The sequence below is a fragment of the [Erwinia] mediterraneensis genome (assembly GCF_900604315.1).
Taxonomy (GTDB): domain Bacteria; phylum Pseudomonadota; class Gammaproteobacteria; order Enterobacterales; family Enterobacteriaceae; genus Pantoea; species Pantoea mediterraneensis_A.
The window spans coordinates 2,042,399-2,066,631 of the sequence record NZ_LR026978.1 but is presented as its reverse complement, the minus strand read 5'-3'; the positions used below and the strand labels follow the sequence as shown (position 1 = coordinate 2,066,631).

Below are 24,233 nucleotides of genomic sequence, written 5' to 3'. Positions count from 1 at the left end.
ATGATTAGACAGCCAATCCGGTTCAGTAAATCGCCGGATATACATCATTAAAAATATCGTTACGATTTAGGATATGTTTATCATTCAAAGGGCAGTGTTTTATTTAAACTGAATATTGATAAAGTGATTCGTTCTGACTTATCTCAATGGATCGTTGATTTCGGCATAGTCAAAGGGAGAGATAACTTTCTGCATATTGGCATCCAGATAATCAGTCCGCCACTGCAACATTAACCTCCTCTCCCCCAGATGCTCAGCCTTATGGATGTAAGCCGCCCGTACAGAACTACGCTCCTGGTGACTCATCTGCCGCTCTACCGCATCCCTCGACCATAATCCTGATTCGATCAGAGAACTGCAAGCCATCGTCCTGAAACCATGCCCACAGACTTCCGTTTTCGTGTCATAGCCCATCACTCGCAAAGCCTTGTTCACTGTGTTCTCACTCATGGGTTTACGCGGATCGTGATCGCCTACAAAAATCAGCTCTCGATTCCCGCTCATGCTTTTGATCTTTTCCAGAATGACCAGCGCCTGGCGCGACAAGGGTACGAGATGAGGTGTTCGCATCTTCGAACCACGCTGAGAATGCTTAACGCCTTCCAGCGGTTCATGCTCACCTGGAATCGTCCATATGGCCGTTTCAAAATCCACTTCTGACCAGCGTGCAAAACGTAGTTCACTTGAGCGGATAAACACTAACAAAGTGAGCTCGACAGCTAATCGAGTTAAAGGCCTGCCGGAGTAATGATCAATGTGGTGAAGTAATTCAGGTATGCGGTTCAGTTCAAGAGCAACACGATGCTGTCTTTTCGCCGTAGCAACCGCACCGGCAATCTCTTGCGCGGGGTTGTAGTCGATTAAGCTGGTCTGAACGGCAAAGCGCCTAATCGCGGTAGTTCGTTGCTGTAAACGAGCGGCGACTTCGAGCTCCTGCTCTACCTTAGCGGCTTTCTTGTTCTCACTGGGATCGACGCCATTAGCTAACAGCTTACGAGCTTCGTCCCGGCGAGCCCTGGCATCTGCCAACGAAATTTCAGGATATCTCCCCAGCGCCAGCATCTTCTCTTTACCACCGAAGCGATAACGTAGCCGCCAGTATTTAGAACCGTTAGGGTGAACCAGCAAAACCATGCCTTTACCGTCGGTCAGTTTACAGGCTTTTGCTTCAGGCTTAGCCGAACGAACCTTCACATCACTCAGAGCCATGATGAGTATCCTTTCAAGGGTTCTGTGTGGGTACAAACATTATCGAACCGGGATATACTCGTAGATGTACCTACATCAGTATGTTGATGTAGATTGAATCAGGTTTATTTAGGTGAAGTGAAAAATAGTAAACGCCTTGCGGATACTGGATCTCAGACACAAAAAAAGCCGCTCTTAAGCGACTTGATTGCATCATTTGGTGCCGGAGGCCGGACTCGAACCGGCACATCTTTCGATGGTTGATTTTGAATCAACTGCGTCTACCGATTTCGCCACTCCGGCACGGAAGGGATGCGGAAAACGTTGGCAATTATACCGTTACCGCCCGGCCACGCAACCTTAATCCTTCTGGCGCTTCACTGGATGATGAAAAAAGCACCTCCCCCGCCCGGAACCCCGATTATCCCCGGCACCGTACCGCATCGGCAAGCTGAAAAAATAGCCAACTGAGCCGTATCCGATTATGATCCCGCCTGGTTGCTCGTAAATATAAAGGATTATGTTATGTTGCTGCGCCCTGCACTGCCCTTCCCTGCCCGTTCGGGCATTCTCTTTACTGGCTTTCTCACCGGCATCTTGTGGGCCGCGCTGCTGCACTACCAGCCTGACGCCATCTGGACACTGTATGCTCTGGTATTGGTAAGCGGCTTTAACAGCGTGCTGGCCTTTACCGTAACGCGCTTTCGCACTCTTGCGCCCTGGCTATGGGCACTCAGCGTACTGCCGTTCCTCGCCCTGATCACCGGTTGGCTGCACTGGAATTTCGCCACCCGGGACACGGCAAACTTTGCCGTCAGGGTGGGTTCAGTTGTCTTTTTCTGGCTGTTTCTGCTCATGCCCTTTTTGCAGGTGCGCGCTGGCGGTGAAAAAGGCGCGACGGCGATTATCGCCGCGCTGTGGAACAACACCTTCACCCTCGCTGCAACCGCACTGCTGACTGGCCTGTTCTGGCTGTTTTTACTGCTCTGGAGCCAGCTGTTCGGGCTGATTGCCATCCACTGGTTTGATCGGCTGTTTTTTGACAACGTGATTTTCCCGCCGGTGGCTACCGGTATGGCCATCGCAGCGGGTATTGTGCTGTGTCGTAGCCTGCCTGCCGCAGGTGAGGTGTTTCGTCGTTTTGTTACGCTGCTGGCCAGCGCGGTTTTACCCGCGCATGCGTTGATCTCACTGCTGTTTCTCGCCTCTCTGCCCTTTACCGGCCTGGCGATAATTCCCGGCCACCTCTCTACCGCAGTCTTGTTAACCATCATGTCATTAATTATGGCGATATTAACTGCGGTAACCGGCTCGCCAGGCGCGCGGACACTGAACTATCCCGGCTGGCTGGCGAAGTTGATCGGCCTGGCGCAGTGCCTCTCCCCGCTGTTCGTCCTGTTAGCCAGCTATGCGCTCTGGCTGCGCGTTGCACAATATGGCTGGACGATGGATCGTATTCACGCTGCGGTATTGATAGCGCTAATGCTGGTCTGGTCGCTGGGTATTGCCGGATTAACGGGGCGGCGAGCACTTGCTCATAACGACCGACTGAGTGTATTGATGCTGAGCCTGATCGCGCTGTTCTGGCTGCTGTTACACAGCCCGCTACTTGATCCTTATCGTATTACGATTAATCAACAGCGTTCTCAGCTGGAACGCGGCATCAAACATGCAGATACCACCGACCTCTATCTGTTTAGTCAGGCCGGGCGCCGCGGTCATCAGCTGCTGCTGACATTACAGAAGCATCCGCAATGGCTGGACGATGCGCAAGGTACGCGTACCACGCTGGCTCAAATGCTGGCAAGCACCATCCGCCAGCCCCCGGCAGCGCCTGCTGAATCCAAACTGCGTCAGTCTGTTAAGTTACGTCCGGGCAGTATGCCGCTGCCGGAAAGCTGGTGGCAGCGTATGGTCGAAAACAAAGGCTATATGATAAACGGCTGCCTGTTGGAGAGTGCCTTCTGTCTGGCATGGTTGATGGATCTGAATGATGACGGCAGGGCTGAAGTATTGTTATATGACCGTGGCCAGCAAAAAATTCAGGTGTTTGTCTGGCAACAGGAGAGGTGGCAACCGGCAGGAGAGATCACGCCAGCGAGTGATGATAAGGAATTTGCCCGGCTGGCTGAGCACGGCAAGACAGAGACAGTGCAAAAGCCATGGCGGGACCTGCTGCTTAACGGTAAACGTTATCCGGTGCACTATTACGGCGTCGACTAAGCGGAAAGGCGACTTATTCAGTCAGAACCCTTGAGTTAAAATAACCGGGCCAGCCTGCTGGCTGGCCCTTCCTGGTGTTGATGCTTAAAATGGGGCTTATCTGTAAGCAAAGGGATTAGGTAAGCGCGCTATAGCCCTTACGTCCCGCCCATCAGTGATGATGGTCGTAATCGCGCTGCTTAAACTTGTCTTCAACGTTATTCTTTATTTCGCCTGCTTTATTGCTGATTTTATCCGTGACGCCGGGCGTAGAGGTCTTATCTGGCGCCGCGCTCATATTGCCCCGCGTATTCACCCCTTCTGTTGAGGCGGACGCTGCGGGCCGGGTGCCAGTGTCATCGTTAACAGAAGTATTAACCCCACTGCTCAGCATGTCCTGATTGATGGCATTCTGCCCTGTCGCACCGACGCGCTCTGTTGCGCTGGCTGACAGTGCCTGCTCGTTCACCTCTGGCGTGGTTCTGTCGATATCCACCTCCTGACGACGCACGGTATCGTTTACCGTTTCCGTACGCTCGTTAGTATCAGTACGCACTACGACTTCTTCTTTCACATGGGCCGTTTTGTTAATCACCGGCTGCTCATGGGATTCCGCCACTTCCACGGTTTTCTCGGACCAGTCAATATCGCCCAGGTAAGCGGGCTCGTTGATGGCGCGACGGAAAACATCAGCGTGCTGTTCATGCAGCGATACATCTTCAGAGACTTCATCGGTCACGGTATAACGCCGTACCCGCGTTGAGCCTTCACTCACCAGACGTTTACCCACTTCAATCTGCTCTTCTGCCAGACGCAGGATTTCCTCTTCGGACTCATCACCGGTCAGCGAAGTACGCACCGGCTCTACCTGGCGGTCATTGGTTTGTCCGGCAAACTCCCCGCCCACCGGCGGCGCGGCATTTTCGCCGGTCATCAGCTCACGATCGCGGGAATCAGACAGCGAACTCTGCATACGTGACGGCATATCCACTGATTCATGGGAATGCAGGATGGTCATCGCACGCGCCAGTTGCTCTTCTTCGGTACGCAGCGTCAGCACCACACCGCCGGTATCCATGGCGCGCGTATACACATCCGCCTGTTCGTCATCAACGGTATTACCAAACAAACGCTGCCAGATACTGGGATGCCGGATCGCTTTCCCTTCTGACTCTAATTGCTCACCACCGATCAAACTAATGTCCCGATCGGGAAAACCCGCTTTGACGAGATTTCTTTTCGCGGCCTCAGCCTGCATTGCAGAATCGAACAAAGTTACGATTTTTTCATGTGCCATGATCATTCCTCTCAGTTTTAGCGTTACTTACCGATCGCTTTCTTTCTCCACAGTGACATGCTGTTCACGTCGTGTTACCACGTCCTCAAAAGGTACAGACTCCTGCACCTTGCGTATGTGTATCTCTTCCTTAAGCACCAGCTTTCTGACTATCTCAATCTCTTCTTCAACGACCGGGACAATAAGTACCCCGTTTTCTTCCCGTACTTCTGGCATGGACGCTACCTGTTGTGCCTTTGCTACATGCTCAATCTCAACATTTTCCCTGTTCAGCAGCGTACTTACCCTTTCATCATGTTCAGACGTTGAGCGGGTGACGGTGACCCGGCCATCCACAACCTGCCGTTTGCTCAGCGTGACCTGCTCTTCGGCCACCTGGAGCACTTCTTCAGCAGTTTTATTGTGTTCCGGCTGATTCCCCATAATTTCTCCGCTTTATTACAGGAATATTTTTCCCGATAAGTTAAATATTCCCGCCAACTCTGTTTCACAGTAATAATGATAGCCAAAAAAACTGAAAGGCGGAGCAAATAAGATAATTCCTCACCTGAAAACATCATATTTAAATGCAGGAATAAAACTGCAAACTGTTTATTTAATTTCAGAAAAAACCGCCGCCAAAAAACGATAAAAATATTTTAAAATCAGGCTTATAAACAATAAAAAACTGCCAACAGACTGGATAATAGTCACCCATCAGGCCAGCGCCGACCTGGCTTCAGGCCAAAAAAGTTATTATTAACTTTACTTTTCCCAGGACAACTTACAACATTATCCCTACAACAATGAATAAGTATTAAATAATGTTTCCAGCTGAATAAAAGCATTACCGAAACCTGATAACTCTTTGTTATTAACGGCAGCGTAAATAAGCGCAGCCGGTAAATACGATTCTTTATTTTTTGCCACGATACAGAATAATCTCAAAGCAAGCCGGGCCTGCTGACAAAACCTGAACTTTTGCCTCTAAGACTTCTCTTAACCAGGGCTGATAATGATCGTGAAACCTGAGGTAGTGATGAATAACACAACACAACGTATGATTTGGGGATGGGGAGTGGCAGCGGCACTGGTGGCAGGTAGCGCCTCAGCGGCAAGCTGGCAGGATCAACTGAGCAGCGCGGCCGCACAGCTCAGCCAGCAAAACAGCAGCACCACAACGAGCAATACCACTCAGGCCAGCACGCAGACTGGCGGTCTCTCGCTGGGCACGCTTACCGGCCTGCTGAACGGTGGCGACAAGGCAGTGAGCGCCAGTAATATGACCAATGCCGCAGGCGTGCTGCAATATTGCGTCCAGCATAACGTGGTGGATAACAATGTGCAGTCGGTGAAGGATCAGGTGCTGAGCAAGCTCGGCCTCACCACCCCCACTGCCCAGGCGCAGCAGACAGATTACCAGCAGGGCATAGCGGGCCTGTTAAACACCGGTAACGGCCAACAGCTGAACCTGCAGACCCTGAGCAACAGCCAGCTCGGTGAAAAACTGAAAACCAAAGCCTGCGATGTGGTACTGAAGCAGGGTAAAAACTTTATCTCCTGATACCCCGGGATGGCGCGTGCTGCGTCATCCCTTCACCCTCTCCCCGGCACCGCTTTCTCCCGGTTGTGCGGGTTATGACGCATCGCGCCGACGGGCGAAACGTTGCTTAAGCTGCGAGAACAGTCCGCGAAACACCACAATGCCGATAATGATCGCGCCCCAGGTGGCAGTAATGGTGAAAGGATCGAGGCGCAGCAGGTTCAGGCCGCTGGAGATCAACTGCAGAATCACTACCGCCAGCACCACACCAGAGATCCGTCCAAAACCGCCAAACGGACTCACCTTGCCGAGAAACGCAGCCAGCACCGCCACCAGCAGATAAGAGTCGGCGTAACTGGCCTTTACCGAGTTGAGTTGTCCAATCATCACCAGCGAGGTCAGCGCGGCAAAGCTGGAGGAGAAGATATACTGCATCACGGTGATCTTCACCAGGTTAACGCTGGCGTACTGCGCAGCAGTGGGGTTAGAGCCCATCATATACAGGCTGAAGCCAAAGCGCGTCTTGTTTAAAATTACGGAGGCGATGACGCTGGCGATAAGAAACAGGATCAGCGCATTGGGTATACCAAAACTGGCCCCGTTACCGATGCTGAGCAGCGACTCCGGAAAACCGGACAGCGTATAGCCTTTGGTCAGGACCACATTCACCCCGGCGATCAGCGTCATGGTGCCCAGCGTCACCAGGATATCGGGGATCTTCAGCAGGGAAATCAGCAGCCCGTTAACCACCCCCACCAGCACACAGCTCAGAAAACCGAGCAGCACCGCCAGCAGCACCAGTTCGCCGCTGGCCAGCTTCATGCCCTGCGCCGAAATATGTTGCAGGCAGAGCGCGATGATAATGCCGTTGAGGTTGGCGGTAGCAATAATCGACAGGTTAATCCCGCCGGAGAGCATAGAGATCATCATGCCAATCGCCAGCAGACCAATAATCGGCAGCTGATAGGCCATGGAGATCAGGTTCTGGCTGCGGATAAAGCGCTCGCCGTTCAGCAGATACATCAGTACAAATACCGCAATCAATACCAGCCAGAGCGACAGATTATCCACCAGGGCGGCAGTCAGACGCAGGCGCGCAGGCGTATAGGTTTTCATGGATTTGCTCCTCATGGTTCCACCACAACCCGTACCTGGGCCCGTTTCTGACGCAGCAGCTGCAACGCGTTAAGCACCACGCTGAACAGGATCACCAGCCCGGTAAAGACGTTGTAGTAATAAGGAGAGACTTTCAGCAGCGTCAGACTGTTACTCAGGATGGCGAACAGCAGCACCCCGAGCAGCGTCCCCGGCACGCTGCCGCGTCCGCCGGTTACCGATGCACCGCCCAGCACCACAGCAGCGATCACCTGCAACTCCGAGCCGACAATTGAGTTGGGGATTACCGTCTGAACAATGGACACCTGAATGATGCTGGCAAAACCGGAAATGGCACCAACGAAGGTATAGATAAACAGCGTAGTGCGCCGCAGATTAAAGCCGACGCGCTCCGCCGACAGGGCATTGCCGCCCACGGCATAAATGCTGCGTCCCAGCACCGTATGCTTTAAAAACAGATGGAGAAAAATCGCCAGCAGAAACCACAGGCAGGTAATCAGGCTCAGGCCATACCAGGCGCCATTTTCTGCCTGCAGCGGGAAGATCTTTATCTCCGCCAGGCTGAGCAGCGAGGGAGGAATGTCATAGATCAAATCTCCCTGGGTCACCACATAGAGCGCGCCATAAAACAGGCTGTTGGTGGCGATGGTGACGATAATGGCGGTAATGTTGAAATAGTAGATAATCACCCCGTTCAGCAGTCCCATCAGCGCGCCCAGCATCAGGCTGCAGAGGATCGCCAGCCAGATATTGTCCAGCCCGAGCTGCAGGAACCAGAACACCACTACGTACTGCACCACCTGGGCGATCGCGGTAAAGGAGACATCAAAACCGCCTGACAGCAGCACCAGCAGCACGCCGAGCGCGAAAATCCCCAGTACCGTCCAGGACTTCAGCAGGCCGGTGAGATTATCGAAGGTCATAAAGGCGGGGTTAAGGCGGGTGATCACAATCGACAGGATGACGATCAGCACCAGCAGCAGCGTCTCCCTGGCCTTCAGGTATTTCATCACATCCACGGCAACCTCCTCAGGCGGGCATTACAGCTCCAGTTCACGTTGCAGCGTATCGTTATCGATCTCATCGCTCAGCCAGCTTTTGCCCAGCCTGCCGTTCCGCATCATGATGATGCGATCGCAGTTCGCCAGCAGTTCGGGCAGCTCATCCGAGATAAAGATAATGCCCATCCCCTCTGCGGCCCTGGCCTTCACCGTCTGGTAGATATAGCTTTTGGCACCCACATCAATACCTACCGTGGGGCTGTCGAGGATAAATACCTGCGGCTTCATCGCCAGCCACTTCGCCAGCACCACCTTTTGCTGATTGCCGCCGGACAGCATACGCACCGGCTGATCCTGACTGCCATATTTCACCTGCATCGCTTTCAGCAGCCCTTCAACAGTAGCGCGCATCTTGCTGCCGTTCAGCAAACGCAGCGGCGTCAGATAATGATCGAGTGTACAGATCGCCGTGTTGGCCGCGATGCTCTGATCCATCACCAGCCCCTGTGCCAGCCGATCTTCCGGCACATAAGCGATGCCGCGTTTCACCGCATCCTGTATGCTGTTCAGCCGCACCGGCTGCCCGTTCAGACGCACCTCCCCGCTCTGCGCAGGCTCGACGCCAAACAGCGCCATCGCCAGCTCGGTGCGTCCGGCACCCAGCAATCCGGCGATGCCCAGCACTTCGCCTTTATGCAGATCAAAACTGATATCCTGAAAGCTGTTGCGCTTGCTCAGGTTGCGCACGCTGAGCAACACCTCGTTGCTGGCGTAAGAGGCCCGTTTCTCGTAAGTGAGGGCGTAACCCAGCATCTTCGCTTCGATCGCGGCACTGGTGAGCTGCGCGGTGGGCTGACAGTCGATCACCTTGCCATCGCGCATCACGGTGACGCGATCGCAGATCTCCAGCAGCTCATTCAGCTTGTGGCTGATAAAGATAAAGGCGATGCCCTGGCTTTTCAGATGGCGCAGGATGGTAAACAGGTTGTTGATTTCGCTGCGCGTCAGGGCGGTGGTGGGCTCATCCAGAATGATCAGTTTTGACTCGTTCACCAGCGCCCGGGCGATCGCTACCAGTTGCTGTTTGGCGATCGGCAGTTCATCAACGGTGGCATTCAGATCGAGGCGGATCCCCAGCTGATCGAGAATGGCGATCACCTTATCGCGGTAAGCGCTGGCGCGCACCAGCGGCTTTTTCTCGTTCAGCATCTGGCTGATATAGATATTTTCCAGCACCGTCAGGTTAGGAAACAGCGACAGATCCTGATAGATAATGCCGATCCCCTGCTTTCCCGCTTCGATGGCGTTATAGCGCGTGATCGGCTGATTTTTGATGGTGAGAGTGCCGCGATCGCGCGGCAGTACGCCAGCGATGATTTTCATCAGCGTTGATTTGCCGCAGCCGTTTTCCCCCACCAGCCCGTGCACTTCGCCCTGATGGATATCGAAGCTGACATTGTTCAGCGCAGTGACGCCACCAAACTTTTTCGTGACGTTTTCGACTGCCAGAAATTGCATAGTGCTCTCCTGGTGCCCTCCTCCCACAGGCAGGAGGAGGGGAAACGCGATCAGAAGTTATACTGCCCCATATTTTCTTTGGTCACCGTCAGCGGCTTATCAAAAATGATGTTCTGGCCGTTGATCTCCGGCACGCCCAGTCCCGGGATCTCCAGCCCCTGTTTGATCTCATCCCGCTTGCCGTCCAGGATCATTTTGGCGAGATAGGCCATGGCGTAAGAGGCTTCGCCCGGACTCCAGAGGATCGCTTCGGTCATTGAGCCATCCTTCAGGAAGGCGGCACTCTCTTTCGGCGAGGTGGTGCCAATCACCGTCAGTTTGCCGACCAGCCCTTTCTCACGCAGCGCCTGCGCGGCTCCCGGCGCCCCCTGGCTGCCAAACGCCAGCACGCCTTTCAGGTTGGGATAAGTAGAGAGCAGCTCCAGGGTTTTCTGCCGCGACGCGTTGCGGTCTTCGCTCACCGGAAAACGCTCCGCCACCAGCTTCATCTGCGGATACTTCTCTTTCAGCTGCTTAATGGCAGCGTCCGCCCAGATGTTATGCGCCGGTACGGTCAGGGAGCCGACAAAAATGGCAAACTCCCCTTTGCCGCCGGCATGCCTGGCAAACTCATCCATCATGTAACGGCCGAATTTATCGTTTTCGATCATCTCCACATCGAAGTCGGCTCCGGGCTGATTCACCGACTCATGGGTGATCACCACAATTTTTTGCTGGCGGGCGCGGTTAAACACTGGCTCTACCGAGCTGGCGTTATTGGGCACCACCAGCAGCGCATTGGCACCCTGAGAAATGCTGTCTTCGATAATGCGCACCTGCTGCGCTTCATCCGCAGACGCCGGGGCCTGCTGATACGCATCGATATCGAAATCCTTCGCCGCTTTTTTCAGGCCGCTTTCATAATCATTGAACCAGGCGGATCGCAGTTTGGGAATGCCAACCATCGAGTATTGCTCGGCGGCCAGACTCAGCGTAGAGCTGCACAGCGTGGTGACACCAAGCAGCAGCGCCAGCGTAAAAGAGTGTCGCGTTTTCATCAGCTAAATCCTTATCACAGGGAGAAGAGTCAGGCGGGGTAGCGCCGTTCAGGTTCGGGAATTGAGCCGGCATTGCCAATCTCAATGACTGCACCCTGAAAACGTTCCTCGGTGTCGAGGTAATAAAAGACGTCATCGCCAATGTTGCCGCTCTGCACCACCTCATAACCGCGTGCCTGAAAGCGCGCCAGCGCCTGGTCGCAGTCGGCAAAATAGAGCTTGATGTGATGCAGGCCGTAGCCATGCTTCTCAATATATTCGTCGTAGATGCTGTAACCCGAGACCGGCTGCATCAGCTCCATCTGCACGCCATTTACCCAGCAGACGGCAATCTTATAGACATGTTCGGCGGGCTGACCGCGGTAACGCGAGTTAATGATGTTGTGCGGGCCATAGGTATACACATCCCAGGGGCCAATATTGAACGCTTGCCAGTAGTGCTGCATCGCGGCATCAAGGTCAGAGACCAGGTGAGCGACCTGGATAATATCGCCATCTTTCATGCTCAGGTTCTCCCGGTTTAAGCAAATTTATGCGGCAAGCCTTCCAGATTGGTATGGCTGGCTTTCATCGCTTCCATGGAGATGTTGCACTTCTCAATCAACATCATGGTGACGATATCCGTGAAGAGAAACAGCGCCTGTTCCAGCAGGGTGGACATCGGCTGAACAGAGGGGATCTCCTGGTCGCCGCCAAAAATTTGTCCGGGCACGCGTACCGCAAGATCTGCGTACTGTCCATGTTCGTTTTCGGGATGCGCGGTCAGCAGTACGATACGTGCGCCCGCTTCTTTCGCCAGCCGGATAATGTTGAGTTCCACATTGGTGACGGCGCAGTGCACAATCAATAAGTCCCCCTTGCCCAGATAAGGCGAGGTGGTGTCATACACCACATAGCTGTCAAAACCCATATGTTTAAGACGCATGGCGAAACCGCGTACCGACAGCTGCATACGTCCCATGGCATACAGCTGAATGGTTTTCGCCTGACAGATTTCATCCATTAACTGCGCGATCTGCTGCGGATCCACCGCCATCAGCGTGGCGCGGTTCTCGTTAATCACCTTGTCGACAAGATCCTGGTAGTGTGACATGTGAAGTTCCTCAATTGGCTACGGCTACAGAGCAGGAATGGCGCACTGAGTTGACAAATTTATAAAATTATCTGAACGGTAACTCTCCGTTACCTTACGCAACATTTTCCGCCGCTCTTTTGGTTCCGATCACAATAATTCAACATTAAAACGCTGCACTAAAGGAAATGTGGCGAATAAGTGAGCTGAATCACAGGTATTTACGGATCTGCTGCGTTATGTTGCGGGTGATATCAGGACATCAGGCACGTAAAAAAACGCACAATTCTCTGCCGCATGAAATTTACAACCTGGTAATTTTTCTTCCGGATTGTTTTTACTTATTATTTTTATTAATGTATTCCGGCATATTCCCTGATAAGGGCGTCGTAATAACTCCGATAAAAACGGGCGCAAAACAGCAGGTAAAATGACTATGGCAAGATCGGGCAAGCTGGAGCGGATCGTTCAGCAACTTGAACAGCGTATCCGCAGCGGGTACTACAGTCAGGGAGAGCGACTGCCCACGGAAATTAACCTCTGTACCGACTTCGCCGTTTCACGGCCCACCCTGTCGCGCGCACTGGCCCGCCTGCGCGCACAGGGCCTGATCCGCAGTACTCAGGGTTCCGGCCACTATGTCACCTTTGCGGAACACACCGCGCCCGCCTCAGCTGCCGATCCCCTGACGCTGGGGATCCTCTCGCCACGCATGGAAGCCAACGAAAGTGGTTTTCTGTTTGAACAGATTTTTAAATCTATTGCCGCCCTGTCGCAGAGCTTTAATTTCGATCTGGTGTGGAATGGCGTCATGACCCTTGGCGCAGGCGCCACGCGCCAGGCCATCATCAGCAAGATTGATCATGTGATTGAGCGCTATGTACGCAGCAGCGTAAAAGGGGTTTTCTTTATTCCGGTGGAATTTCACCCCTCTGCTGGCGCGATCAACGAGCTGATCCTCAGCCAGCTGGACCGCTACGGCATCGGCGTGGTGCTGCTGGACAGCGATGTGGCGCGCTGGCCTGCGCGCAGCCGCTGGGATCTGATCGGCATCGATAACGTGGCGGCGGGCATGGAAGTGACGCGCCATTTGCTGCAGCAACAGCCCAGACGCATCGACTTCTTGTGTGAACGTTTCTCTGCCAACACCGTCAATATGCGCAGGATGGGCTATCGCCTGGCGCTGCTGGAAGCGGGACTCACCCCCTGCGCGGCCTGGGAGCATGAAGGCGAGCTGCAGGATACGACTTTTGTGCAACACCTGCTGGCCAGCGGCATGCAGGATATCGTCTGTGCCAATGATTTTACCGCCATGAAGCTGCTGGCGGTCTGCGCGCAACAGGGCATCAGGGTGAATGTGGTGGGTTTTGATGACAATGCTTATTCCGCACTGCTTGGCATTCCGTTAACCACCTATAAACAACCTTTTAGCGATATTGCGCGTAATGCCGTTCTCACGCTGCTGAACCGGTTGCAGTATCCGCAGGACAGCGCGTGCCATCTCACCTCACCGGGCGAACTGATTGTACGCGCCTCCTGTGGCGTGCGTCTGCCGACCTGCTGAGGCAAAAGCGCGTATAAAACCTGTCCGCTGCTTTCATTCTCTGCTGCCTTGCCTGTTTATCTCCGCAGAGCAGCGCTATAGTAACTTTTTGCTCACACAGGATGGACAGCATGAAAAGCATCACTTATATCGGCATTTATTTCGACCCTGAGCTGGTGCAGGTGGGCGTCCATCAACCTGACGGGACTTTTAACAGTCACAATTTTGTGTATGACGAAGCGGTGATTGACGAAATTGAAGCCTGGCTCGGCGCTTATCCGGCGGCGACCACTCATATTTGCCTGATCGAAAACGACAGCGCCGTGATGCTGGCGGATGAGCTGGCTGACCGGAATTACCCGGTTTTTCAGATCACCTTTCATCAGTTGCTCGACTGGTTTGCTACCTCGCCGCCTGCTACCCCGGATGGTTCACCGGTGAAAGCGATGATTCGCTATATGCAGAGCGAGAAACCGCCGCGCTATGAATCGCGTACGCCGCAACTGGAAGTCCTGTTTACGTTGCTGGATGAGCTGGAAGCCTTTGAGGATGCCAGCGAAGAGGATGAAGGTAGCCTGCTGGAGCCGGAAACCATCAGCATGTACCGCAAAAAAGGACTGACCATCACGGAAATGGTGGACAGGCGCATGAATGAACTGCATGAGCAGATCCGCGAACACCTGATGCACTACCCGGAACTGATGACGCCGGAACTCTTTCAGGAGTTCTTCCCGGACGTGATTGATGCGCTGGAGCAGCCCAAACACTGATCACGCTGGCGCTGCAATGGCAGACGTAAAAATCTGCCTTTATAGAAGGCGGATTTGATTGCACCCCATAGGGGTGTACCAAAAACCTTAAAAAGCAGTCTCTGCCTGTTCCGTAAGATTCAAATCCAGAGACGATAAGGCAGAGCCAAAACGTATTGATGACTGCGCCCACAGGACGTGGTTTTAAGCTGGCAGTAAAAATCCGCCTTCATAGAAGGCGGCTTTGTTTGCACCCCATAGGGGTGTACCAAAAACCTTAAAAAGCAGTCTCTGCCTGTTCCGTAAGATTCAAATCCAGAGACGATAAGGCAGAGCCAAAACGTATTGATGACCACGCCCGCAGGACGTGGTTTTAAGCTGGCAATAAAAAAGGGGCGAATCGATCGCCCCTTTTCTTTTCTGTTGCGTTACTCGCCGTGCTTCAGCGATTTACGCACTTCCGCTACCTGCGCCGGCGTCACAGCCGGCGCGTTGTTGCTCCAGCCCTGACGCACAAAGGTCGCCAGCTGCGCCACTTCTTCGTCGTTCAGACGCTGACCAAAGCCCGGCATCGCCAGAGTGGATGGCGCTTTGGCCGTGGATGGCTGCTGCGCACCCTGCAGGATGGTGTGAATCAACCCGGCAGGATCTTTTGCATTCACGATGGTCGCCTGATCCAGTTCCGGGAAGATGCCCGGCGCGCCCTTACCGCTGACAAAGTGGCAGGCGCCGCAGTTGTCGAGATAGAGACGCTCTCCTTCTGTCAGGTTTTTCGCGGCGGTCAGCTTCGCTTCCGTTACCTGCGCGGCCTGCATGTCATAGGCCTGCAGCGGCGGGTTGCCGCCCAGGAACTTCAGGTAAGCGGCGATCGCTTTCAGATCGGCATCGGTCATGTGCGAGCTGCTGTGCTCAACCACCGCCTTCATTTCGCCGCCGGTTGCCGCTTTGTCGTTACGCCCGGTCTGCAGATAATCGACGATCTCCTGCTCGCTCCAGCGCGGCAGGCCACGCAGCGACGGTACTTCCCAGTTGTTCAGGCTGCCGCCCGCCAGGAACGCCGCATTGCTGCTGTCGAGCGCTTCTTCGTTCATAGCAAAGCCGCGCGGCGTATGGCAGCTGCCGCAGTGGCCCAGGCTCTCGACAATATAAGCACCGCGATTCACCTCAGCCGAGGCGCCGCCAATCGGCTGGAAAGGTTTCTCTGCGGTAAACGCCCAGTTCCAGAAACGCATGCCCCAGCGCTGGCTGAACGGGAAACTCAGTTTGGTTTCCGGTACCTGCTCTGCGCTCGGCTGCACGCCTTTCATAAAGTAAACGTATAGCGCGTGGAGATCCTCATCGCTGATTTTGGCGTAGGCCGGGTAAGGCATGGCCGGATAGAGACGCGAGCCGTCCGGCAGGATCCCTTTGCGCACCGCATCAGAGAACTGCTGTTCGCTGTAGTTGCCGATACCGTGCGTTTTGTCCGGCGTAATATTGGTGGCGTAGATGGTGCCGAGGTTCGACTCAATCGCCAGTCCGCCTGCGAAATCGGGCTTGCCGGGCAGCGAGTGACACGCCATGCAGTCGCCGAGGCGTGACAGATATTCGCCCCGTTTGATCAGCTGACTCTCATCCTCCGCCTGTGCCTGCAGGGCAAAACCACTGGCCAGCAGCACGGCGCTCGCAACGAATAAAGGTTTCAGATTCAACATTTTCATGCGCTTACACCTGTACCAGTGGGCCGGGGTTTTTCAGATAGTGATCTTTGATCGCCTGTGCTGCCATCAGGGTAATGGCGCCGATGGTATCGGTGGGGTTCGCCTGGAAGTTCTGCGGGAAGGCATTGCCACCCGGAACAAAGACGTTATGCACGTCCCAGCTCTGCAGATAACGGTTCAGCGCAGAGGTTTTCGGGTTATCGCCCATCACCGCACCACCCACGTTATGGGTAGAGACATACTTAGTGATATCGAAGTCGGCACCCATCGGCAGGAAGCTCATGCTCATGCTGTCCGGGTTCAGCTCTTTGGCGATATTGCCCACAATCCCTTTCAGGTACTGCTGCAGGCGCAGTTCGTTCTCTTTCCAGTTAAAAGTCATACGCAGCAGCGGCTGACCGCGATGATCGGTATAGTTCGGATCGAGATCGAGGTAGATATCACGATAAGACTGACAGGTGGTGGTGATGCTGACCTTCATGGAATGGCCATACCACTCTTCCAGCCCCTCTTTCCAGCCAGCGCCCCAGGCCGGCGTGCCTTTCGGCAGTGCAGTGCTGATTGGCGTGCCGGTGGCCTGAGAACTGTGGATCTTCGCCCCGCCGAGGAAGCCCAGCCCCGGACCATCAAAGTTACCCGGTGAGATGTCGTTAAACATCTGGCCGGTGGCACCTGCGGTAGCAAAGGGGTTGAAGTTCTTGTCTTTAAAGAACAGCGTCGCGCCGCCGTTGGAGAGGAACGCGTAGTTACGTCCTACCACACCCTCTTCAGTGATTGGGTTATAAGGCTTGCCAATACCGGAGAGCAGCATCAGGCGCACGTTATAGAGCTGGAAGCTGCTCAGCACCACAATTTTCGCCGGCTGGAAGCACTCGTCGCCATTCTCATCGATGTAGATCACCCCTTTCGCGGTTTTCTTATCATCGTGCAGCACCACTTTGATCACTTCCGCATTCACTTCATAAGAGAAGTTCGGCATACGCTTCAGTGAATCCATAATCGCAGTCTGCGGCGACGCTTTGGAATAGTTCAGGCACGGATACTTACTGCAGTAACCACAGTAGTTACAGGGCGCGATCTGGTTGCCGTACGGATTAGTCCAGGCGCGTGAAACGCAGGCGGACGGGTTCGGGAACGGGTGATAGCCGAGCTTTTTCGCTGCTGCCGCGAACATTTTGGTGTTCAGGGTATCTTCCAGCGCAGGCAGTGGATAAGGTTCTGAGCGCGGGCCTTCAAAGGGATCGCCGCCTTCCAGAATCTGACCGCGCAGGTTGCCGGTGGTGCCGGACTGGCCGCAGATCAACTCAAACTTGTAGTAGTAAGGTTCGATCTCATCCCAGGTGAACGGGAAGTCCATGACGCGCATGTCATCCTGCAGAATGCCCGGCTTGTACGCTTCGTCGACATAGGTTTTCAGCTTGATGTCCGTCGGGGTAGGACGGAGCAGAACGCCGGTCCAGTGCAGCCCCGCGCCGCCTACACCAGTGCCCGGGGCAAAGGCTCCCCACTTACGTGTCGGCAGTGCCGTCTGATCGGTGGTGTAGCGTACGGTGACCGCCATTTCTGCCGGGGTAGCGAACACTTTGTTACGCACGGCGTAGCCATATTCGTCAGCCGGTTTCGGATATGCGAAATCGTCATAGGTGCGGTCGGGGCCGCGCTCCAGCGCACGCACTTCAAGGCCAGCCAGCGCCAGTTCGATGCTCATCAACGAGCCTGCCCAGCCGAGGCCGCAAACAACGACGTCGACTTCTTTTTTTGTAATCTGTGCCATGTTAATCCTGTCTCAAATACCTGATACGGCGAGATTGCGCACTCAGGCGCGCTCGCCTTTAACGCTTACCGGGCCCAGCGGGTAAGGAATGTTGTGCTGTTTTACCCATTCCAGATAACTGGCACGCGCGCCGGGAAAACCGAGGGCGATCCAGGCTTTCATGCCTTTGTTGCCGCCATACATGGGATCGGCCAGATAGCCGTGTTTGGTATTGGAGAGCAGCTGGCTGAAGAAGTGTGAAGCTTTCATGTTGGGTTCGCCGAGGGCAGCGAAATCGATACCGTTCTTGTTGACCTTCGTCAGGGTGTCATCTTTTTCTTGCTGCGACAGGGCATGGAAAGGTTTTTGATACCTCTCCTGACACCACTGGTTCACCAGTTTGATGCCCGTTTTATAGAGCTGCTGCGGGTTATAAGGGATCTGATAACCCAGGGTAGCGGGCGCCTTAATGTCAAAGGGTCCTTGCAGGTAGATCTCCTGACCATAATTTTCATCATGCAACTGTTGATCGATAAAAATCGGTACGTTGGTTTCCAGCGCGCCAGGCGCTTTACCTTTGCCGCCTGCCGGGATCAAACGATCGGTCGCGGCAAGGATAAACTGCCATTCATCAGCACTGAAAAAAATCGGTGTGTAATCGGTTAATTCTGGTGCGGCCATTTCCGCAGCCTGGGCGGCGGTTAAACCTTTAAATACCAGCTCGCCTAATGGCAAAGCCAGTAAGGTCCCCAGTAAGAACTTACGTCTTGAGGTTGGTTTTTGTAGAAGCATTGCCGTACGACTCTCACATGCTATAAAAGTAATGTTTTTGTTAATTATCTAACTCATCGGTAAACAGCCCGGCAATCTTAGGGATACAAAGGTTTCAAAATGTAAAAATAAAATTAAGTATGTATCTGGACAAAAAAATATAATCGTCTGAAAGAGTAGCAAAAGCGGGATAACGACCTGAAGGGAAAGAAATTTCACTTTAATTAAGATAAATATTAGTTTTTTTTATTTAATTAAGCGCTGAAACTCTGCATGTAATAACGGGAAGGGATAGTGTCGCTTACTTATCAATAAAAAAATATCATACTTCCATACCAGATATTATGCCTCGATTTAACATTATATTTACCATATGAAAACATTAAATCAATAATAAGAGAGGCAGCCTATGCATGGTAACGCGCTTAATTTTTATTCTGCGCTCAATAACGGTATATAAAATAAGCGCAGATTGCCGTTATCGGGATCGCTTTCTGGTTAAAAACCCCGCGCGACAGACATAACACCTTGCTATCCTTGAAACACCTTTCCCTGTTCAGAATGGAAGAATGCTATGAGCGCGCCGCTGCTGATTGCTCAAACCCCCGATGTTCAGTTGCATCTGTTACCGCAGATGGCTAACCGTCATGGCCTGATTAGCGGCGCTACCGGCACCGGTAAAACCGTGACCCTGCAAAAGCTGGCCGAATCTTTCTCCCGCGCGGGCGTGCCGGTCTTTATGGCCGATGTGAAAGGCGATCTCAGCGGTGTGGCGACGCAAGGCGAAGCGAGTGAAAAATTGCTGACGCGCCTGCGCGCTATTGGCGTCAGCGACTGGCAGCCGCAGCGCAACCCGGTGGTGCTGTGGGATGTTTTTGGCGAACAGGGCCACCCGCTGCGCGCCACGCTCTCCGATCTGGGCCCCCTGCTGCTGGCGCGCCTGCTGAACCTTAATGAAGTACAGAGCGGCGTACTGCAGATCATTTTCCGCGTGGCTGACGATCAGGGCCTGCTGCTGCTCGACTTAAAAGATCTGCGCGCCATGACGCAATATATTGGCGAAAACGCCAAAGCCTTCCAGACCCAGTATGGCAATATCCACAGCGCGTCGATCGGCGCTATCCAGCGTGGGCTGCTCACGCTGGAACAACAGGGCGCAGAGCACTTTTTTGGCGAGCCCATGCTGGATATCCACGATCTGATGCGTACTGATGAACAGGGGCATGGCTATATCAATATCCTGGCGGCGGACAAACTCTGGCAGATGCCGAAGCTCTACGCCACCAGCCTGCTGTGGCTGCTCGCCGAGCTCTATGAACAGCTGCCGGAAGCGGGCGATCTGGAGAAGCCGAAGCTGGTGTTCTTTTTTGATGAAGCGCATCTGCTGTTTGACGACGCGCCTGCGGTGTTACTCGATAAAATTGAGCAGGTGGTGCGCCTGATTCGCTCCAAAGGGGTCGGCGTCTATTTTATCACCCAGAATCCGGCCGATGTGCCCGATGTGGTGCTCGGCCAGTTGGGCAACCGCGTCCAGCATGCGCTGCGCGCTTTTACCCCGAAAGATCAGAAAGCGCTGAAGACAGCGGCGCAGACCCTGCGCGCCAATCCCGCTTTTGATACCGTCAGCGCGCTGCAGGCGTTGGGCACCGGTGAGGCGCTGATCTCCTTTCTCGACGAGAAAGGTCGCCCCGGCATCGTGGAGCGCGCCATGGTGATTGCCCCCGGCTCGCGCATGGGACCGATCAACAGCGACGAGCGCAACGGCCTGATTAACCACTCTTCCCTCTATGGCAAATATGATACGGCGCTGGATCGGGAATCGGCGTTTGAGCGGCTGCAACAGGGAGTACAGGCGGCCAGTGAACAGGCCAGGGCGCCCGCCGCGCCGGGCGATAAGGTGGCGGTAGACAACAGCGTTCTGAATGGCCTGAAAGAGATCCTGTTCGGCAGTACCGGTCCGCGCGGCGGTAAGCGGGACGGCGTCGTTCAGACCATGGCGAAAAGCGCCACGCGCCAGATCACCCGTCAAATCATTCGTGGCGTGCTGGGTAGCCTGCTCGGCGGTCGTAAGCGTTAAACCAGGCCCAAAAGGACGGCAGTGAAACCGTGGATAAAATAACTGAACTGAAACGCACCAAACGGCTGGCGTTACTGTTGCTGCTGCTGGCGGCAGCCACCTTTATTACGACGCTGTTTCTGCCCGCCAGCTTCTGGGTAAGCGGCGTAAAGGCGATTGCCGAAGCGGCGATGGTCGGGGCACTGGCGGACTGGTTCGCCGTGGTGGCGCTGTTCCGCCGTGTGCCGGTGCCCTTTATCGCTCGTCATACGGCCATTATTCCCCGTAATAAGGATCGCATTGGCGATAATCTGGGGCGCTTTGTCCAGGAGAAATTTCTTGATACCGATTCGCTGCTGGCGCTTATCCGTCGCTACGATCCTTCGCAGATGCTGGCAAGCTGGCTGAACGCGCCGGGCAACGCTGACCGGGTGGGACGTCATCTGATCCAGGTGATGCGCGGTTTTCTCGATCTCACTGACGATGCGCGTATTCAGTTGCTGCTGCGTCGCGCCGTCCACCGTGCGATCGACAAAGCGGATCTGACGCAGTCGGGCGCGCTGATGCTGGAGAGCCTGACCAAAAACAACCGCCATCAGGAACTGCTCGATGCCGCCGTTGAGCAGCTGCTGCGTATTCTGCACAAGCCCGGCACGCGCGAGTTTATTGCCCGCCAGATCGTGCACTGGCTGAAGCGGGAACATCCGCTGAAAGCCAAAGTGTTGCCTACCGAGTGGCTGGGGGAACACAGCGCCGATTTGGTGGCAAATGCGGTGAATACCATTCTGGATGAGGTGGCGCTCGATCAGGGGCATGAGTTTCGCCTCGGTTTTAACCGGGCGGTTGAGCGCCTGATTGTCCGGCTGAAAAGCGATCCCGAGATGGCGCAACGCGCAGAGGTTATTAAATCCTGGCTGAAAGAGGATGAGTCGCTGAATCGCTATATCGGCGAGCTGTGGCAGGACCTGCGCCTCTGGTTAAAGCAGGACCTTAACAGCGAGAACTCCCGGGTTCAGGATAAGGTACGACGCGCCGCACTCTGGCTGGGTGAAAACCTGGCGGCGGACGAAGCGTTACGTCATTCGCTAAATCAGCATCTGGAAGAGGCGGTGCGCAGCATGGCGCCGGAATTTTCCCGCTTTCTGACGCGCCATATCAGCGACACGGTGAAAAGCTGGGACGCAAGCGAGATGTCACAGCAGATCGAGTTGAATATCGGCAAAGATTTGCAGTTTATTCGCATCAACGGCACCCTGGTGGGCGGCACCATCGGGCTGATTCTCTTTCTGCTGTCACAGCTGCCAGCACTGCTGTGAATCCGCTACCCGTTATCTTCTCGCTGACGGAACGCAGGGCTTTTAGCGGGCAGCCAAAACAAGAAACCCCGAATCGTTGAGGGTTCAACTTTTCGGGGTTTTTGTAAGGTGACGCTCTTTTCCCGGGCCTTTAACGCCGCTTCAGCAGCAGGAACAGGCTGATGGCGAAGAACGCGCCGCTGGGCAGAATGGCACCCAGCACCGGCGGTAAGCCATACACCAGGCTGAGCGGGCCGAAAATCTGATCCAGCACGTAGAACAGGAAGCCGAAGCTGATGCCGGTAACCACCCGCACCCCCATCGATACGCTACGCAGCGGGCCAAAAATAAACGACAGCGCCATCAGCATCATCACCGCTACGGAGAGCGGCTGGAAGACTTTCCCCCACATATTGAGCTGATAACGTCCCGCTTCCTGACCGCTCTGCTTCAGGTATTTGCTGTAGTTGTAGAGACCGCTGATCGACAGCGCATCCGGATCCAGCGCCACTACGCCCAGTTTGTCCGGCGTCAGATTGGTTTTCCACTCACCGCGCAGGCTCTGCGATCCGGTAATCTGCTGAGGATTTTTCAGATCGGATTCATCCACCTGCGACAGGGTCCAGCGTTTCTCAGTGGCGTCCCAGATGGCGCTGGCCGCATAGCGCACACTGAGCAGCCGACGCTGATCGTTAAAGTTGTAGATGCTGACGCCATCCAGCTGATCGTTGCCTTTGATACGCTCGATATAGATAAAGCTGTTGCCATCTTTCGCCCACAGGCCATTCTGCGTCGAGACCAGGGAGCCGCCATACAGCTGCTGAGCGCGGTAGTTACGCGCCATCTGCTCCCCCTGCGGCGCAACAAATTCGCCAATCGCCATGGTTAACAGCACCAGGGGAATCGCGGTTTTCATCACGGACAGCGCCACCTGCATACGGGTAAAGCCCGAAGCCTGCATCACGACCAGTTCGCTGCGCTGCGCCAGCATACCCAGCCCCAGCAATGCGCCCAGCAACGCCGCCATCGGAAAGAAGATCTCGATATCTTTCGGCACGCTGAGCAGCGTGTAGTAGCCGGCATCCAGCACGCTATAAGCGCCCTGGCCGGTTTTTCTCAGCTGATCGACAAATTTAATAATACCGGAGAGCGATACCAGCATGAACAAGGTCAGCATGATGGTATTAAAGATGGTTCTGCCGATATAACGGTCAAGTACACCAAACATCAGACTGATCCTCCGCGGCTAAAGCGGGCGCGCAGACGCCGCATCGGCACCGTATCCCACAGGTTCAGCGCCACAGCCAGCAGCAGGTAAGCCCCATTCACCACCCACATCCAGAGGGCCGGATCAAGACGACCTTTTGACGCATTCGACTTCAGTGAGCTCTGGAGCAGGAAAAAGATCAGATAAAGCAGCATCGCGGGCAGCATCGAGAGTACCCGTCCCTGACGCGGGTTCACCACGCTCAGCGGTACCACCATCAGCGCCATAATCAGCACCGAGAAGATCAGCGTAAGACGCCAGTGCAACTCCGCACGGAAAGCGGGGGTCTTATTCTGCAGCAGCGTGGTAAAACTGGACTGCTCAGCATCGTCAGGATCCAGCGTGGCGGTTTTGTAACCGACAATCGCCTGATAATTCACAAAGTCAGTGATGCGGAAATCGCGCAACAGCGCGGTTCCTTCAAAGCGCGTGCCTTTATCCAGCGTCACCACCTGGGAACCATCAGGACGCTGATCCATATGGCCACTGTCCGCCAGCACCACCGACGGACGGGCGTTGCCTTTGGGACGCAGTTGCGCCAGGAACACGTTGCCAAACTGATTGCCCTTCACATCTTCAATGAACAACACCGTGTTGCCGTCGCTGGAGGTCTGAAATTGCCCCGCCGCCAGCGCCGCCGCTCCCGGGTTCGCCCTGGCGTTCTGCGTCACTTCATCCTGATAGCGTGACGACCAGGGGCCGAGCCAGATCACGTTGACCGCCGCCACAGATGCCGTAAACAGCATCAGGATCATGGCCGCTTTTACCAGCACACCTTTACTCAGGCCGCAGGCGTGCATCACCGTGATTTCACTTTCCGTGTAGAGCCGCCCCAGGGTCATCAGGATCGCTAAAAACAGACTGAGCGGTAAAATAAGTTGTGCCATTTCCGGCACGCCGAGCCCTAACAGGGTCAGAACTAAATTTGTCGGGACCTCGCCATCGACTGCTGCCCCCAGAATCCTGACTAACTTCTGACAAAAGAAGATTAATAACAGGATAAACAGGATAGCCAGCTGGCTTTTGAGCGTTTCCCGAACCAGATATCTAATGATAATCACGCTTATTACGCCTGTGAAAACTTGTCTTTTTGCAGGAAAATCGATAGTTTCAACGCTTATTTGCCATTTTTCTTCATCAATGGCG

At 54.4% G+C, this 24,233-nt stretch carries 20 protein-coding genes and 1 tRNA gene; 6 read left to right on the top strand and 15 right to left on the bottom strand.

Translation table 11 applies throughout. The features are described 5' to 3' along the window. Nucleotides 1-138: 138 nt before the first annotated feature. Both E0E17_RS09605 and E0E17_RS09600 read right to left on the bottom strand, forming a co-directional pair. Nucleotides 139-1,209, bottom strand: coding sequence for a tyrosine-type recombinase/integrase (locus E0E17_RS09605; RefSeq protein WP_130833784.1), 1,071 nt, complete (start codon nucleotides 1,207-1,209; stop codon nucleotides 139-141). A gap of 197 nt (nucleotides 1,210-1,406) precedes the next feature. Further along, a tRNA-Leu gene (locus E0E17_RS09600) sits at nucleotides 1,407-1,491 on the bottom strand. A gap of 222 nt (nucleotides 1,492-1,713) precedes the next feature. Here E0E17_RS09600 and E0E17_RS09595 point away from each other — a divergent pair. Next, nucleotides 1,714-3,411 carry a DUF4153 domain-containing protein gene (locus E0E17_RS09595; protein WP_130833782.1) on the top strand — a complete coding sequence of 566 codons (1,698 nt, stop codon included), beginning with the start codon at nucleotides 1,714-1,716 and terminating at the stop codon, nucleotides 3,409-3,411. Between the two features lie 151 nt (nucleotides 3,412-3,562). On the opposite strand, the gene E0E17_RS09585 is transcribed toward E0E17_RS09595, so the two are convergent. Together E0E17_RS09585 and E0E17_RS09580 are read right to left on the bottom strand one after the other, a co-directional pair. Beyond that, on the bottom strand, nucleotides 3,563-4,687 hold the full coding sequence (locus tag E0E17_RS09585) for a YsnF/AvaK domain-containing protein (RefSeq protein ID WP_237680769.1): 1,125 nt from the start codon (nucleotides 4,685-4,687) through the stop codon (nucleotides 3,563-3,565). Between the two features lie 27 nt (nucleotides 4,688-4,714). Further along, on the bottom strand, nucleotides 4,715-5,110 hold the full coding sequence (locus E0E17_RS09580) for a DUF2382 domain-containing protein (protein ID WP_130833778.1): 396 nt from the start codon (nucleotides 5,108-5,110) through the stop codon (nucleotides 4,715-4,717). A gap of 595 nt (nucleotides 5,111-5,705) precedes the next feature. Between E0E17_RS09580 and E0E17_RS09575 the strand changes: the two genes are divergently transcribed. After that, entirely contained in the window at nucleotides 5,706-6,230 is a 525-nt protein-coding gene (locus E0E17_RS09575; RefSeq protein ID WP_130835507.1) for a YjjA family protein, read from the top strand. 72 nt (nucleotides 6,231-6,302) lie between these two features. On the opposite strand, the gene E0E17_RS09570 is transcribed toward E0E17_RS09575, so the two are convergent. The 6 genes from E0E17_RS09570 to E0E17_RS09545 are packed head-to-tail and all read right to left on the bottom strand — an operon-like array spanning nucleotide 6,303 to nucleotide 11,974. Beyond that, on the bottom strand, nucleotides 6,303-7,325 hold the full coding sequence (locus E0E17_RS09570; protein WP_130833776.1) for an ABC transporter permease: 1,023 nt from the start codon (nucleotides 7,323-7,325) through the stop codon (nucleotides 6,303-6,305). An 11-nt stretch (nucleotides 7,326-7,336) separates the two neighbouring features. Continuing rightward, nucleotides 7,337-8,335, bottom strand: a complete 999-nt coding sequence (locus E0E17_RS09565) for an ABC transporter permease (RefSeq protein WP_130835506.1) — start codon at nucleotides 8,333-8,335, stop codon at nucleotides 7,337-7,339. 30 nt (nucleotides 8,336-8,365) lie between these two features. After that, the gene (locus E0E17_RS09560) at nucleotides 8,366-9,844 is read right to left on the bottom strand and encodes a sugar ABC transporter ATP-binding protein (protein ID WP_130833774.1); all 1,479 of its coding nucleotides are present in this window, start codon (nucleotides 9,842-9,844) and stop codon (nucleotides 8,366-8,368) included. Between the two features lie 50 nt (nucleotides 9,845-9,894). After that, a complete protein-coding gene (locus tag E0E17_RS09555; protein ID WP_130833772.1) occupies nucleotides 9,895-10,881 on the bottom strand; it encodes an autoinducer 2 ABC transporter substrate-binding protein in 987 nt (328 codons plus the stop codon). Between the two features lie 29 nt (nucleotides 10,882-10,910). Next, complete coding sequence (locus E0E17_RS09550; protein WP_130833770.1) at nucleotides 10,911-11,384, bottom strand: VOC family protein; 474 nt, start codon at nucleotides 11,382-11,384, stop codon at nucleotides 10,911-10,913. Nucleotides 11,385-11,401: 17 nt separating this feature from the next. Further along, nucleotides 11,402-11,974 (bottom strand): SIS domain-containing protein, encoded by a 573-nt coding sequence (locus E0E17_RS09545; protein WP_130833768.1) that lies wholly within the window; start codon nucleotides 11,972-11,974, stop codon nucleotides 11,402-11,404. A 409-nt stretch (nucleotides 11,975-12,383) separates the two neighbouring features. Between E0E17_RS09545 and E0E17_RS09540 the strand changes: the two genes are divergently transcribed. After that, nucleotides 12,384-13,517, top strand: coding sequence for a GntR family transcriptional regulator (locus E0E17_RS09540; RefSeq protein WP_130833766.1), 1,134 nt, complete (start codon nucleotides 12,384-12,386; stop codon nucleotides 13,515-13,517). Between the two features lie 110 nt (nucleotides 13,518-13,627). Then, nucleotides 13,628-14,266, top strand: coding sequence for a hypothetical protein (locus E0E17_RS09535; RefSeq protein WP_130833764.1), 639 nt, complete (start codon nucleotides 13,628-13,630; stop codon nucleotides 14,264-14,266). A 407-nt stretch (nucleotides 14,267-14,673) separates the two neighbouring features. On the opposite strand, the gene E0E17_RS09530 is transcribed toward E0E17_RS09535, so the two are convergent. From E0E17_RS09530 to E0E17_RS09520, 3 genes are read right to left on the bottom strand one after another with little or no spacing between them, the layout of a single operon-like run. Further along, on the bottom strand, nucleotides 14,674-15,945 hold the full coding sequence (locus E0E17_RS09530) for a c-type cytochrome (protein ID WP_130833762.1): 1,272 nt from the start codon (nucleotides 15,943-15,945) through the stop codon (nucleotides 14,674-14,676). Nucleotides 15,946-15,949: 4 nt separating this feature from the next. After that, nucleotides 15,950-17,719 carry a GMC family oxidoreductase gene (locus tag E0E17_RS09525; protein ID WP_130833760.1) on the bottom strand — a complete coding sequence of 590 codons (1,770 nt, stop codon included), beginning with the start codon at nucleotides 17,717-17,719 and terminating at the stop codon, nucleotides 15,950-15,952. A gap of 42 nt (nucleotides 17,720-17,761) precedes the next feature. Further along, nucleotides 17,762-18,490 carry a gluconate 2-dehydrogenase subunit 3 family protein gene (locus E0E17_RS09520; RefSeq protein ID WP_130833758.1) on the bottom strand — a complete coding sequence of 243 codons (729 nt, stop codon included), beginning with the start codon at nucleotides 18,488-18,490 and terminating at the stop codon, nucleotides 17,762-17,764. Between the two features lie 553 nt (nucleotides 18,491-19,043). Here E0E17_RS09520 and E0E17_RS09515 point away from each other — a divergent pair. Together E0E17_RS09515 and E0E17_RS09510 are read left to right on the top strand one after the other, a co-directional pair. Next, complete coding sequence (locus E0E17_RS09515; RefSeq protein WP_130833755.1) at nucleotides 19,044-20,546, top strand: helicase HerA-like domain-containing protein; 1,503 nt, start codon at nucleotides 19,044-19,046, stop codon at nucleotides 20,544-20,546. A gap of 29 nt (nucleotides 20,547-20,575) precedes the next feature. Next, nucleotides 20,576-21,841, top strand: a complete 1,266-nt coding sequence (locus tag E0E17_RS09510; protein ID WP_130833753.1) for a DUF445 domain-containing protein — start codon at nucleotides 20,576-20,578, stop codon at nucleotides 21,839-21,841. A 130-nt stretch (nucleotides 21,842-21,971) separates the two neighbouring features. Here E0E17_RS09510 and lptG read toward each other — a convergent pair whose 3' ends face one another. After that, complete coding sequence (gene lptG, locus E0E17_RS09505) at nucleotides 21,972-23,048, bottom strand: LPS export ABC transporter permease LptG (RefSeq protein ID WP_130833751.1); 1,077 nt, start codon at nucleotides 23,046-23,048, stop codon at nucleotides 21,972-21,974. Next, the gene (lptF, locus tag E0E17_RS09500) at nucleotides 23,048-24,148 is read right to left on the bottom strand and encodes an LPS export ABC transporter permease LptF (protein WP_130833749.1); all 1,101 of its coding nucleotides are present in this window, start codon (nucleotides 24,146-24,148) and stop codon (nucleotides 23,048-23,050) included. The genes lptG and lptF overlap by 1 nt, the downstream gene beginning before the upstream one ends. Between the last annotated feature and the right edge of the window lie 85 nt (nucleotides 24,149-24,233).